Here is a 13533-nt window from a genome sequence, read left to right on the forward strand (position 1 = left end):
TGGTGACTGGCGACTACTCGCCGAGCTTCGCGCCGCAAGCGGAGCAGAAGGCGGCACCCTTGGCGTTCTTGGCGCCGCACTTGGTGCAGAAGACCGCGTCAGACTCGACGGCCTCGACGTCCTCGGCCTCGTCAGTGTCCTCGGCATCCTCACTGGCCTCGACCTTGGGCTCCTCGCCCTCGTCCATACCCTCGCGAACGTTCTTGACCGTCTGGCCAAGGGACTTGCCGAGCTTCGGGAGGTTCTTGGGCCCGAAGATAACCAGAACGATGACGAGGATGATAAGAATCTCGGGAACGCCAAGACCAAGAATCATGCGATGCCTCCAAACAAGCGGTGCTAAACAAGAGTTCTGTTGAGATGGTAACGCCCTATGATGAGCGATAACGCAACGGTTAGTATAGCCGAGACGTGCAAGAACTCACAATCTCTACTCGCGCCATGCACCATTTGGCCCGCAAAAGGAAACACTATGCCACTCCCCCTGATTGTTCTGGCTAGCGTCATCTGCGCGCTGGACGTGTTCATCCTGCTACTGCCACGGATTCTCAGGAGCCGAGGGGTCTTCCTGTACCCGAGGACCAAGTTTGGCCCCGCCCTGGTATTCGACTCGAACGACGACGAGGGGACCGAAGTTCGCCTGCTAAACGTTGGTGGCAAGTTCCAGTCCATCTGCTACGTGGCACACGAGCTGCGCTACCGCCTGGTCTGCGTCTACCACCTCTACTTCTCGCAAGTCGTGCAAATGCAGGGAGAAGTGCATGCCGCCTCGGCCGAAGGCCGTGACACCCGACGCAAGGCGCTCGTCATCGGTGGCGGCGGATACTCGTTTCCCAAGTGGCTCGTAAGCGACAATGACGACGTAGACGTGACCGTGGTCGAGATTGACGAGGTCGTCACCAAGATCGCGCGCAAGCACTTCTACCTAGACGAGCTCATTCGCGAGTTCGATGCCGAGCGCGGCGGCCGCCTGCGCCTGGTGTGCGACGACGGCTGGGCGTTCCTGGGCAATGCCGACGAGCGCTTCGACATCATCGTGAACGACGCCTTCGGTGGACGCAAGCCGCTGGGCCCCTTGGCCACGCAGGAGGGTGCGCAGGCGGTGCTCGAGCACCTCTCCCCCACTGGCGTGTACCTGGCAAACGTCATCAGCCCCCTGGAGGGCTCCACCAAGAAGACAAAGATTTTGCGCGACTCGCTCGATGCGTGCAAGGATGCCTTCGAGCACGTGTACCTGATTCCCGAGGACGGGGACGACCCCACGATCGTCGGCGACAACGTCCTGGTCGCCTCGAACGCAAGGCTGCCCTTGGCCAATGCGTACGTGATCAAGTAGCGAGCGCCGCGCGTCCGGCGGCCCACGTCACGGCCGTCGTGCCCTTTTATTCCCACCGCCGAGGTGGGTTTTGTTTCCGATTGTTTATTCCCACTTGCTAGCTAGGTTTTATCGTGCCATCCTTGTGCCTATGACGAGTTAGGAAGGCCCGCCGGACGGCGCCCCCGATGGCGCCAGGCCCGCCAACGTACCTCGTCTCCAGAAAAATGCCCCGCTTGGGGCAGTCATAAGGAGGACGTATGTTCGTAGCAGGCAAGACCGAGGCCCTCATTGGCTCCACCCCCCTGGTGGACCTTTCCGACCTCGCCAGCGGCAAAGCAACCATCCTTGGAAAGTACGAGGCGACCAACCCCGGCGGCTCCATCAAGGACCGCGTGGCCCGAGCCATGCTCGACGCCGCCGAGGCCGACGGCAGCCTCAAGCCGGGCGGCACGGTAATCGAGCCCACCAGCGGCAACACCGGCGTTGGCCTGGCCATGCTGGCAGCCGAGCGTGGCTACCGCATGATCTTGGTCATGCCAGAGACCATGTCCATCGAGCGCCGCAAGCTCGCGGCTTCGTACGGCGCAGAGATCGTCCTGACCCCCGGCACCGAGGGCATGAGGGGCGCCGTCGCCAAGGCCGACGAGCTTCGCGCCAACACCCCCGGATCCATCGTCGCCGGCCAGTTCGTCAATCCCGCCAACCCGCGCGCCCACTACGAGACCACCGGCCCCGAGATCTGGCGTGACACCGAGGGCACCGTCGACATCATCGTCGCAGGCGTGGGCACCGGCGGAACGATCTCTGGCTCCGGCAAGTTCCTCAAGGAGAAGAACCCCGCCATCGAGGCAGTGGCGGTTGAGCCCGCCGAGTCCCAGGTGCTCGCCGGCAAGCCCTCCGGCGCCCACAAGATCCAAGGCATTGGCGCAGGCTTCGTGCCCAAGACCTTTGACGCCAGCGTTGTCGACGAGATTCTCCCCATCGCCTCGGCAGACGCCATCGCGACCAAGAAGGAGCTCGCCTCCAAGTCCGGCTTGCTTGTGGGCATTAGCTCCGGAGCTGCCGTGGCGGCGGCCATCGAGCTGGCCAACCGTCCCGAGAACGCTGGGAAGACCATTGTCGCCGTGCTCCCCGACACCGGAGAGCGCTACCTCTCGATGGAGCTCTAATGTCTAAGGCACTCGTTGACACCACCGCGCGCGACCAGGGCGGGGCAGAGGCCGCGGCCGACCGCCGCGTAAAGGAGCCCTCGCTCTTCCAACTGATGCGCGAGGACACCCAAGCGGCATTCGAGCGCGACCCCGCGGCGGAGAGCAAGAGCGATATCGTTCTCTTCTCCACGGGCACCCGCATCGTCTGGGCGTATCGCCGTCACCACTGGCTCTGGACCCACGGCATGCGCAAGCTCGCCCTGTGGCTGGCCAAGCGCATGCGCCGCAAGCTGGGCGCAGACATTCATCCCGGCGCGCAGATCGGGCGCCGCTTCACGATCGATCACGGCATCGGCGTCGTCATCGGTGGCACGGCCATCATCGGAGACGATTGTCTGATCTACCAGAACGTGACACTGGGCATGACCGGCAAGCACGGCGGCAAGCGCCACCCCACGCTGGGCAACAACGTGATGGTGGGCGCAGGCGCGACGCTCTTGGGCAACATCAACGTGGGAGATGACGTCAAGGTCGCAGCGGGCTCGGTCGTCGTGCACGACGTCCCCAGCTGCACCACCGTGGCAGGCGTACCCGCGAAGGTCGTGCGAGAGGGGCACAACAAGCTCCTTCGCCTGGTCTCAAGTGGCTTCAACCCCGCACAGCTCGACAACGAGAACGTGCGCTGGTCCTGCGCGCTGTAAGACGCTCCAGCCGCCCGCAGCGGCAAGCCCCCCGCACCCACCCGAACGCACAGACGGCCCCGCCGGCAGCGACTCGCCGGCGGGACCGTCTCTAATGCAGAAGCTGCCTCGGCCGCGAAGGCGGTCACTTCTTGGCCACAGAGGTGCCCGAAGGCTACTCCAGGGGTGCGCCGTAGATCTCGCTTGCCGCTATGTTGACTGCCTCCTCGGGGTCGTCTGTCATCACAAACGACAGGTCGTCGATGTTGCCCGATGCCAGCACGGTGTCGCGGAGCCAGTCCTGGAGGCCAGACCAGTACTCCGAGCCATACAGGACCACTGGCGTCCGGTCGACCTTGTGCGTCTGGTGCAGCGTCAGCAGCTCGAAGAGCTCGTCCAGAGTCCCCATGCCACCCGGGCAGACGATGGCGCCCTGTGAGTACTTGACAAACATGGTCTTGCGCACGAAGAAGTACCTGAAGTTCATGGCAAGGTTCACCCACTCGTTCAGCCCCTGCTCATGGGGAAGCTCGATGCCCAGGCCCACGGAGACGCCGTTGTTCAGCGTGGCGCCACGGTTGGCCGCCTCCATGATGCCGGGGCCACCTCCCGTGATGGTCGCGATGCCGTTCTGCGCAAGCAGGGCACCCATGCGCTCGGCTGCCTTGTAGTAGGGGTCCTCGGGCTTCGTGCGCGCCGAGCCGAACACCGCCACGGCCGGGCCAAGCTCCGCAAGGGCGTCGAAGCCCTCGACGAACTCCGACTGGATGCGCAGGACGCGCCATGGATCCATGTGCAGCCAGTCGGTAGGCCCATCCTCTTCCAGAAGGTGCTCGGTCGACGTGCCGCGCGGAATCATGCGGTCGCGATAGATGACGGCGCCCTTGCGGTACGTGCGCGTCTTCCTGTCCATGAGAGCCTCCTTTGCTGCGTTTTGCGTACGTGTACAGACAGCGTACCCAAGCAACCCGCCCCGCAAGCACATGCCACGGGATGGGTCGGACGTATGGATACGCTTTGATATGCACCGGCATAGGCAAGAAGTGCGCGGTACCCGGCCTCGCTAGGCAAACTGGCTCTGGTAGAGCTCCGCGTAGCGCCCGCCCTTGGCCAGAAGCTCGAGATGCGTGCCCTGCTCGATGATGTCACCGTGGTCCATCACCAGAATCAGGTCAGCGTCGACCACCGTCGAGAGGCGATGAGCGATCACGAAGCTGGTGCGATCCTCCATGATCGCCTCCATGGCGCGCGTGATGTACTGCTCGGTACGCGTGTCGACGCTCGACGTTGCCTCGTCCAGGATGAGCATGGCCGGATCGGCGAGCATGGCGCGCGCTATGGTCAGCAGCTGGCGCTGGCCCTGGCTCACGCTCTCGGCGTCGTTGGTGAGCACGGTGTCATAGCCCTGGGGCAGCGTGCGCACGAAGAAGTCGACGTGCGCGGCACGCGCGGCGGCCTCGACCTCGTCGCGCGTGGCGTCCAGCTTGCCATAGGCTATGTTCTGGGCAATCGTGCCCTCGAACAGCCAGGAGTCCTGCAGGACCATGCCGAAGCTCCTACGCAGCTCCGAGCGAGAGATCGAGCGCGTGTCGACGCCGTCTATCGTGATGTGTCCGCCATCCACCTCATAGAAGCGCATCAGCAGGTTGATGAGAGTCGTCTTGCCCGCACCGGTCGCGCCCACGATGGCCACCTTCTGGCCGGGCTCGGCCACCAAGTTGACATCCTTCATGAGGGGGCAACCAGGCCTGTAACCAAAGCGCACGTGCTCGAAGGCCACGCGTCCGCGAAGCGGCTCGGGAAGCGCCAGGGGCTCCTTGGGGTCGGGCTCGACCTCGTTCTGGTCCAGCAGGAAGAACACGCGCTCGGCACCGGCGAGGGCGCCCTGTAGCAGGTTGATGGTCCCCGACACTTCCGTCAGCGGCTCTGAGCCCTCGGTGATGTACTGGAAGACCGCCTGGAACCGGCCGACGCTGAGCGTCCCGTTGAGCAGGAGCCGTCCCGCAAGCAGCGCGATGACGACCTGGGCCAGCCTCATTAGGAAGCGAATGACGGGTGCGACGGCGCTTGCCAGGAAGTCTGCAAACGCGCCGGCCCGTGCCAGCTCCTCGGCGTCGTCGCAAATGGATTGGAAGCTCTTCTCCTCGTCGCCGAAGGCCTTAATGACGGCGCGTCCGGTGTACGCCTCCTCCACCTTGCCGGAAAGCCTGCCCATGACCGCCTGACGCCTGTCGAAGGCCCCGTAGGTCTTGGCGGCGACCACCTTGGTCAGCAGGAACGACAGAGCCGCCGCAAGAGCGAACAGCCCCGTCAGCGCCAGGTCGTAGGTCGTCATCATGATGACGGCGCCAACGAGCGTGAAGGTGCTGATGAGCAGCTGGAGAAGACCACGCTGCATGACCTCCGAGACCTTGTCCAGGTCATTGGTTACGCGGCTGATGGTCTCGCCAGGCTGGCGCGCGTCGAAGTACGCAAGCGGAAGGCGATTGATCTTCCGGCTGACCTGCTTGCGAAGGTTCAGGTTAAGGCGCTCGGCGAAGCCCGACATGACCAGCGCCTGTCCACTGTAGAAGAGCCATGCAAGGGTCCACACGCCAAGGAGGCCCAACACCTGGGCGCCGCCGCTCTCCCAGCTCACCGCAAACGTGCGCCCCTGCTCGAACGAAGCTTGGATGAGCGCCCAAAGGCAGTCGATCAGATACGCGCTATATATGGGTGTCGCCAGAGTAGCCACGACATACAGGACGGCGAAAATCGTCGCGACAGCCAGTCGCCAGCGCTCGCCGGCAGCTGCCTTCCACAGTCGCAGGACGGCGGCGCGGGCGTCGTGCGGCATCCCGTACTCCTCTTCGCTATCCACGCAGATCGCCTCCCCGTTGCTGCGACTCGACAATCGCCTGGTACGTTGGACAGGTTTCGACCAGCTGGTCATGGGTGCCCAGCCCCACCTGCCTGCCATCTTTCAGGACAAGAATCTGGTCCGCATCACGAATGGTGCTGACGCGTTGCGCGATTATCAGGCGCGCCGAAGCGCCAAGCTCAGACGAGAGCGCATGGCGCAACGCGGCGTCGGTCTTGTAGTCAAGCGCCGAAAACGAGTCGTCGAACACGTACAGGTCGGCCTTTCGCGCAAGCGCGCGAGCGATGGCCAAACGCTGTCGCTGGCCGCCGCTGAAGTTCGTTCCCCCCTGCGTCACGCGGGCCTCGAGCCCCTGCGGCAGCTCGCGCACAAACGACGCCTGGGCAGTGTCGAGTGCGTGCCACAGCTCGTCGTCGGTGGCATCAGGCGCGGCCATCCGCAGGTTCGAGGCGATGGTCCCCGAGAAGAGCCAGGCCCTCTGGGGCACATACGCCATGCGGGACCGCAGGTCCGCCAGACTGCGGTCGCGCACGTCGCGCCCAGCGACCCTTAGCTCGCCACCTGTTACGTCGTGAAAGCGCAGAAGCATCTTCGCGATCGTCGACTTGCCCGAGCCTGTGTTGCCGATGATGGCGCAGATCTCGCCCCTTCGAACCGCAAAGCTCAGGTCGTGAAGGGTGTCCTCGCTCGCGTCGTCAAAGCGGAAGTCGACGTGATCGAACTCCGCGACAGGAGACTCTCTTTCATTGGCGAGTAGCTCTTCCGCCGGAGGAGCAGGCGCTTCTCGCACGGAATCCTTGATGCTCGGCTCGAGCTCCAAGAGTTCCGTCGCACGGGTCAGGCACGCCAGGGCACGCGGGACCTGGAGCATGGCGAACTGGGCCATCATCATGAAGAACAGCAGGATGATGGCAAACTGGACCAACGCCGAGATCGAGCCTATCTGCATGGCATGTACGCCGACGCGATCGGCGCCCAGCCAAACGAAGAGCACTTCCACGACGTTCATCAGGAAGAACGTCGTGCAGTCCGCCACCGAGAAGATCAGGTTCACGCGCACCGCGTTTTCGGCGTACGCTTCGAAGGTCTCGTCCAGATGTCTTCGCTCCCGCCTCTCGCGACCGAACGCGCGGATGACGCGAACTCCCGTGATGGTCTCGCGCAGCCGCACGTTCATGCGGTCAACAAACTCCTGCAGGTGCAGGAAGATGGGAGCCGACCGCCTGATGGCCACGAGGGAGACCACCGTCATGGCGACCGCGATCGCGACGAGCACTTGCCCCATGGCGGGATCGATGCCCCACGCCAGCACGACCGAGGTCACGGCGATCACCGGCACCGGAAGAATCATCACGAAGCACATGACGATGGTCTGCTGCACGACGTTCGCATCACCCATCGTGCGGGTAATCATCGAGCCGGTGCCGAAGCGCTCGAAATCCGACGCGGAAAGCTCCAGCGACTTGCGATACACCGAGACGCGAAGGTCACGGCCGACGTCTGCCGCTAGGCGCGCAGCGAGGAAGTACGAGGCAACGCAGCTCCCGGAGCCGACCACCGCAGCCACGAGCATGCGCAGGGCATGGTCCCACAGCGGGCCCATGCCCTGCGCGCCAATGGCAGAGTTGAGCAGGGCGGAGAGCTCCGTCGGAACGTAGAGAGTGCCGATGGTATCGAGCAGAAGCGTCACGAGGGCCGCTACCGCGAGCGGCCTGTAGGGAGCCATAAGCCTGCCAAGAAGCGCAAAGGCCCCTCGCCCGACAGCCCCCTCCGCAGGCGAGCACTCACCCGAGACCACGTCCGTGTCGCAGGTCGTACCTGCCTTAGATTGCCTGGAGTCGTCTTTTGTCGTCACGAGGCGTCGCCACCCTTCTGATCGTCCAGGCCAAGCGCAGAAAGCTCCGCGTCGATGGCGTCGGCGTACGTGCGGGCAATGCGAGCAAAGGCGATGCGGTCCTCAACCGAAAGCGAGTCGAAGGCGCGCATCTCCGCCTCGATGGCCGGAGTCACAAACCTCTTGCAGAACGTGGCACCCTCGTCCGTTAGGCACACTAGCTTGCTGCGACGGTCGTCCTCCTCTGGCACAAGGGTGACGTAGCCCTTGCCCACAAGAGACTTGACGGCAGAGTTGACGGTCTGGCGCGAAAACGAGTACTCGTCAGCAATGTCACTTTGTCGCGCTCGCCCATCCCTCAGGGCGATAGATACCAGCGACCAAAACGCGCCATCCGACAACTTGCAGCCATGTGCGACCCGATTGTACAGGCGCTCTGTCTCCTTAAAAATGACGTCGATTCCACGCGCGGTGGGCAGTGCGTCTTCTTGAACGGATGACATGATCTTCTCCTCCGGTCCCACTCGCCCTGGGTCTGTATTTGGTCTGATTTCGGACAATTAGACTGGCAGAAGCATAATCCAATTTCGGACAAAGTCGAGCGGTGCCGTTGCCTCCATTCAATATGCATATTGCAAAAAAAGAGGGTCATCGGAGCTATCCGACAACCCTCTGGAGCCACTATTGCCAGCTGGAAAACAGCTTCGCACGAGCTATCCGACGAGCACCTGCGCAACCAGCAGCAGCGCGTTAAGCACGATGGTCGCAACAAGGAGCGGGTTGATGAACTTGATCCAGCGGCTGAACGGCACGTCGACCATTGCGAGCGAGGCAAGAATCAGACCCGTGGGCGTGACGTACGAAATCAGACCCTGGCCATAGTTGTAGGCCGCAATAATGGAGGCGCGAGAAACGCCGACCGCGTCGCCGAGGGGAGCCATGATGGGCACCGAGAGGACGGCGAGGCCCGAGGAGGAGTTGATGAAGAAGCCCAGAATGACGTAGACCAGCAGCATGACGATGATGAACAGGATGGGGCTCATGCCGGTGACCGCACCCGAGAAGAAGTTCAGGATCGAGTCGGAGATGAAGCCGTTCTCGAGCAGGATGTTCACCGCACGGGCGACGCCGACGACCAGAGCGACGCTCATGAGGTCACCGCAGCCGCCGATGTACTTGTCGAAGAAGACCTCTTCCTCGAGCCCGGAGGTGAAGGCAAGAATGATGGAGCATGCCAGGAAGACGGCGGTCATGTAGTCGAACCACCACTGCTGCGCGACGATGCCCCAGACGAGCACGACGAAGGACAGGCCGAACACCGCAAGGGAGACCTTCATCTGCGTGGTGAACTCGATGCTGTTGCCCTGCTGACCCCAGCGCTCCTCGATCTTACCCTTCATGTCATAGCAAACGGACTTGGAGGGATCCAGGCGAACCTTGTGCGCGTAGACCATGATGTAGGCGACGGCCATCACGGCACCCACAATCAGAGCAATGAAGCGCCAGCTCATCTGCTCGGACATGGCGATGCCCGCCGCCTTGGTCGCGACGCCGATGGCAAACGGGTTGACGGTGGAGTACATCGTGCCGACAGACGCGCCCACGAAGATGACCGCGATGCAGGTCATGGCGTCATAACCAGCAGCGATGAAGACCGGCATCAGGATCGGGTAGAGGGCGATCGTCTCCTCGCCCAGGCCAAAGGTTGTGCCACCGATGACCATCAGGAGCGACAGGATGATGATGAGCAGGTACTCCCTGCCCTTGGTGAGCCTAGAGAGCGCCGCAACGGCCGAGTTGAGCGCACCCATGTAGTTCAGGACGCCGATGCAGCCACCCAGTAGGAAGACGAACAGAATGATGTCGATGGTGTCATACACGCCCTGGATCGGGGCAAGCAGGAACTCGACTATTCCCTGCGGGGCCTGATCGACGCGCTCGTACGTTCCGGGGATGGCGATGGGCTTGGAGATCGAGCCATCCAGGAAGCTGTCCAGGCTGCCCGAGACGCCCAGCGAGTCAAGGGTCTGCTGGGTCGGAGGCATCAGCTCCGTGGAGTCATCGGGCTTGGTGATGACGAACGAGTCCTGATCGGCGTCATATGTCAGCTTGGAATACTTGCCTGCGGGGACGATATACGTCAGCGCCGCGGCAAACAGCATGACGATGAACAGAACGGTGATAGCGGTCGGAAAGTGAAGCCTGTGCCTCTTCGGCTCTTCCGCGGCTGCCTGCTCGACTGCGATGTCTTCTGTCACGATGCAATCCTTTCGAATGATGACTTTCAACTAGACGAGAAGTACTTCTCCCTAGGCCTCTGCGTAGACCTTGACCAGCTCAATGAGAGCCTTGGTCGCAATATCGATTCCCTCGACCGTCGCGTGCTCGAGGGGGCCGTGGTAGCCATCTCCGCCGGTACCCAGGTTTGGGCAAGGCAGACCGCGGAATGAGAGCTGGCAGCCATCGGTACCTCCGCGGATGGGCGTCACCTTGGGGGCAATACCTGCACGCTCGCACGCCTTCTTGGCGTTGTCGATCGTGAACATGTAGTCCTCAATGACGTTTTCCATGTTCTGGTACTCGTCCTTGATAACAAGTGACACGGTGCCCTCGCCCCACTTCTCGTTCAGGACCTTTGCGATGTGGCGGAGCGTCTGCTTGCGGCATTCGAATGAGGCGGCATCGAAGTCGCGAACGATGTAGGACATGCCGCCGGCACACTCGTCGCCATGAATCTCAAGAAGGTGGTAGAAGCCCTCGTACCCCTCGGTGTAGCGCGGAGCCTCGAGGGTCGGGAGCATGTTGTTGATGTCACAGCACACCTGCATGGCGTTGACCATGATGTCCTTTGCGGAGCCGGGGTGGACGCTGACGCCCTTCACCTCGAAGTCAGCCTCGCAGGCGTTGAAGTTTTGGTACTGAATCTCACCCTCGGCATCACCGTCCATGGTGTAGGCGACGTCGGCATCAAAGAACTCGACATCAAAGTTGCCAGCTCCAGTTCCGATCTCCTCGTCAGGAGTGAACGCGATGCGAAGCGCGCCGTGGGGAACGTTGCCAGAGAGGATGCGCTCGAGAGCGGTCATAATCTCGGCAATGCCCGCCTTGTCGTCGACGCCCAGAATAGTGGTTCCGTCCGAGGTCAGCAGAGTACGACCCTTCAGCTCAGCAAGGCGCGGGAAGTCCTTCACGGTCAAGGTCCGTCCGCTGTCGCCCAGGAGAAGATCGCAACCATCAAAGTTCTCGTGGAGCACCGGCGTGATGGGTCCGTCGCAGAACTGAGAGACGGTATCCATGTGCGCGATCAGCCCGAGCCTCTTCTTTCCCTCGTAGCCAGGTGTTGCAGGAATCTTTGCGTAGACGAAGCACCTCTCGTTCACCGTAACGTCCTCGATACCGAGACCCTTCAGCTCTTCGGCAAGCAGGTTGGCGAAATCGAACTGCTCACTTGAGCTGGGGCAGGCGGAATCGTTGTCCTCGTTGCTCGGCGTCTTAACCACTACATACTTAAGCAGGCGGTCGATAGCCTCCATACAAACGTCCTCCACTTCTTAAGACAAACAAGGACCGCACCCCATCGGGCACGGTCCCCAAAACGCTGCTCGAAACAGTTTAGAAATATAAACGTTCCGTATAGCGCGTCAGGCCCAAATTATGCGAACGGTTAAAATTGGCACATATTGTGCCATCAAAAATGCATTTGCGGTATTAACGACTTGTTCGATTTATGAGCATAGTCATGAGTACATTTGGCATGATTTAGCGAACAGCATGATAAAACAACAGTTAGCTTATGTGTTCTCAGCTCAGCTATAACTATAATCTGAATTCTGTGCCGAAGAATCCGTTCGTTCAGCTTAGGTTGAAATGCGCAATTTTGCAAATAGCATACATCCATACTTAAAGGCCAGAGCATCAATATTCTAATTAATACGACCGATGCGGTCTCTCAAAAGCGTTAGACGCTGGTTCTAGCGGTTAGGCTTTCGGTGAGTCAGGTGCCAGCCACCGCAATAACCACAGTGGTACACAAAGAGCTGCGGGGCATCTTTCCTCCGCGCGCCGCGTTTCGCCGCCTTCTTGGCTTCTACGGCGCTCGCGTAGCGCTTTTTGCAGTCGCACGATCTGAACTCGGCATGGCTTTCGCCCACGAGCGGTTTTCTGGCCCCGTTGCGTCTCGCGCCACGACTTGGCATTCGCTTTCTTCCCCCAACAGTGCGCGCCAACAAAAAGGACGGACGCGATGCGTCCGTCCCCATTATGCTTCCGTAGCTGCCGTCTTACTAAGAAAGCGCACCAGCAAGCTGAGCAACTCCGTCAAAATCAACCTTTGTGTTGCCGTTAACATGGTCGATTTTCGTAACCGTCCCCTTCCACTTGGGCTCCCTGTCCTCGGAGTCGCCTCCGCCAGGCGCGCCATTCTCGTCGAAATCCTCAGATCGGACGACGAAATCTGGCTCAAACACATCCTCGCCGGGCCAGTCTTCCTTATGGAAACCGTACTCAAGCCCATCAAGAAGCTGCTCCATCTCGTCCAGACGAACGGTGGGGTCACTTACGGAGATGAGGCCACGCTCCACGTTGAATATGGCGTCAGACCCAACGTAGATAGTCCTAATCTCCTCACGACGCTTCTTTTCAGCACGCGAGATAACGACAAAGGATACGACGATAACGACCCACCAGATAATGCTCAAAACGAGATCGAGCGGATTATCCACCCGGTTAAAGCCAAGGTAGTACCAAAGCCAGAGAAGGAAAATGGAAGCGATTAGAAAGACCGTAAGAAGAATCCAATTACTCTTCTTCATTGCTACTCACCCTCTCCCTGAAGCACGGCAGAAGAGGAGTCAACCTCATTGCCATCAGATTCACCTGTAACCTTGCGCTCACGCCGGCGCAGCTCGTCCGTGTACTTTTTGCGACGGATCACCACGCAGATGGCGTAGATTGTGTTGACAATTATTCCGAGGATAATCCACCAGTGGACCCAGCAGTCCACATGCATACCGGCAAGAGGAGTTTCGTCATCCGAAATCTCCTCAGGCTGAGCCGTAGGCGTATCGTCGTCAGGAATAGCCGCAGTAGGAATCACTGGCGTCGGCGCAGGAACGCCTGCAGTAGTCGCAGGAACCGCGGCGTCAGTAGGAACGGGCGTGGGTGTCTGAGGCGACACGGGAGTAACGTCAGCAGGGGCGACAGGCTCGGCAACGTAGTAGACCTTCACCACGTGCGTGGACGGGTCGGTCGCCTCGCCGGCGGCCAAAGTGAAGCTCGTCTCACCATTAGTTTCGGCCCAGATATAACCTACGAACTTATCAGTCTCGTTCGGGATGAGGTTAACAGTGACTTCTTCGTTAAGCCAGGAGGTGGCAATCTTGAGGTCGTCGGTGGCGTCGGCCTCGGACTTGGCCTTGGCCTCGGCGAGGGTGTCGCCGAAGTAGTACTCGACCTGGGCGCTGACGGAGTGGGTCTGCGAGTCGTCCCTGACGTAGTAGACCTTCACCACGTGCGTGGACGGGTCGGTCGCCTCGCCGGCGGCGAGCTCGTAGGAGGTCTCGCCGTCGGTGGAGTCCCACTTGTAGCCGGAGAACTTGTCCGTCTGGTTGGGCTCGACCGTCGCGGTGACGGCGTCGTTGATCCAGCCGGTCTCGGTCACGGCCTCGTCGGTGGCGTCGGCCTCGGACTTG

12 protein-coding genes are annotated in these 13533 nt (G+C 61.2%); 3 read left to right on the forward strand and 9 right to left on the reverse strand.

Annotation, left to right across the window (positions count from 1 at the left end; genetic code table 11):
• Positions 1–13: 13 nt before the first annotated feature.
• Positions 14–316 carry a twin-arginine translocase TatA/TatE family subunit gene (gene tatA / locus BMY31_RS05565; RefSeq protein ID WP_078687419.1) on the reverse strand — a complete coding sequence of 101 codons (303 nt, stop codon included), beginning with the start codon at positions 314–316 and terminating at the stop codon, positions 14–16.
• A 156-nt stretch (positions 317–472) separates the two neighbouring features.
• Between tatA and BMY31_RS05570 the strand changes: the two genes are divergently transcribed.
• The 3 genes from BMY31_RS05570 to cysE all read left to right on the forward strand — a co-directional run bounded on the left by BMY31_RS05570 (position 473) and on the right by cysE (position 3170).
• Entirely contained in the window at positions 473–1336 is an 864-nt protein-coding gene (locus BMY31_RS05570) for a spermidine synthase (RefSeq protein ID WP_257612378.1), read from the forward strand.
• A gap of 239 nt (positions 1337–1575) precedes the next feature.
• Positions 1576–2487 carry a cysteine synthase A gene (cysK, locus tag BMY31_RS05575; RefSeq protein WP_078687417.1) on the forward strand — a complete coding sequence of 304 codons (912 nt, stop codon included), beginning with the start codon at positions 1576–1578 and terminating at the stop codon, positions 2485–2487.
• Positions 2487–3170: a serine O-acetyltransferase gene (cysE, locus tag BMY31_RS05580; protein ID WP_091008995.1), complete on the forward strand. Its 684-nt coding sequence runs from the start codon at positions 2487–2489 to the stop codon at positions 3168–3170. Before cysK ends, cysE begins: the two co-directional genes overlap by 1 nt.
• 154 nt (positions 3171–3324) lie before the next feature.
• On the opposite strand, the gene BMY31_RS05585 is transcribed toward cysE, so the two are convergent.
• The 8 genes from BMY31_RS05585 to BMY31_RS08870 all read right to left on the reverse strand — a co-directional run.
• Complete coding sequence (locus BMY31_RS05585) at positions 3325–4062, reverse strand: LOG family protein (protein ID WP_200802617.1); 738 nt, start codon at positions 4060–4062, stop codon at positions 3325–3327.
• Between the two features lie 150 nt (positions 4063–4212).
• Complete coding sequence (locus BMY31_RS05590) at positions 4213–6009, reverse strand: ABC transporter ATP-binding protein (RefSeq protein WP_257612379.1); 1797 nt, start codon at positions 6007–6009, stop codon at positions 4213–4215.
• Positions 6002–7864, reverse strand: coding sequence for an ABC transporter ATP-binding protein (locus BMY31_RS05595; RefSeq protein ID WP_307777423.1), 1863 nt, complete (start codon positions 7862–7864; stop codon positions 6002–6004). Before BMY31_RS05595 ends, BMY31_RS05590 begins: the two co-directional genes overlap by 8 nt.
• Positions 7861–8346 carry a MarR family winged helix-turn-helix transcriptional regulator gene (locus tag BMY31_RS05600; protein WP_078687413.1) on the reverse strand — a complete coding sequence of 162 codons (486 nt, stop codon included), beginning with the start codon at positions 8344–8346 and terminating at the stop codon, positions 7861–7863. The genes BMY31_RS05595 and BMY31_RS05600 overlap by 4 nt, the downstream gene beginning before the upstream one ends.
• A 210-nt stretch (positions 8347–8556) precedes the next feature.
• Entirely contained in the window at positions 8557–10101 is a 1545-nt protein-coding gene (locus tag BMY31_RS05605; RefSeq protein WP_257612380.1) for a YfcC family protein, read from the reverse strand.
• A 51-nt stretch (positions 10102–10152) separates the two neighbouring features.
• Positions 10153–11376 (reverse strand): peptidase T, encoded by a 1224-nt coding sequence (gene pepT / locus BMY31_RS05610; protein WP_091009003.1) that lies wholly within the window; start codon positions 11374–11376, stop codon positions 10153–10155.
• Positions 11377–12126: 750 nt separating this feature from the next.
• Positions 12127–12654, reverse strand: coding sequence for a hypothetical protein (locus tag BMY31_RS05615; protein WP_091009006.1), 528 nt, complete (start codon positions 12652–12654; stop codon positions 12127–12129).
• Between the two features lie 2 nt (positions 12655–12656).
• A partial coding sequence (locus BMY31_RS08870; protein ID WP_219334859.1) for a hypothetical protein occupies positions 12657–13533 on the reverse strand: 877 nt, incomplete at its 5' end.

The sequence above is a fragment of the Parafannyhessea umbonata genome (genome assembly GCF_900111255.1).
GTDB lineage: Bacteria > Actinomycetota > Coriobacteriia > Coriobacteriales > Atopobiaceae > Olsenella_J > Olsenella_J umbonata_A.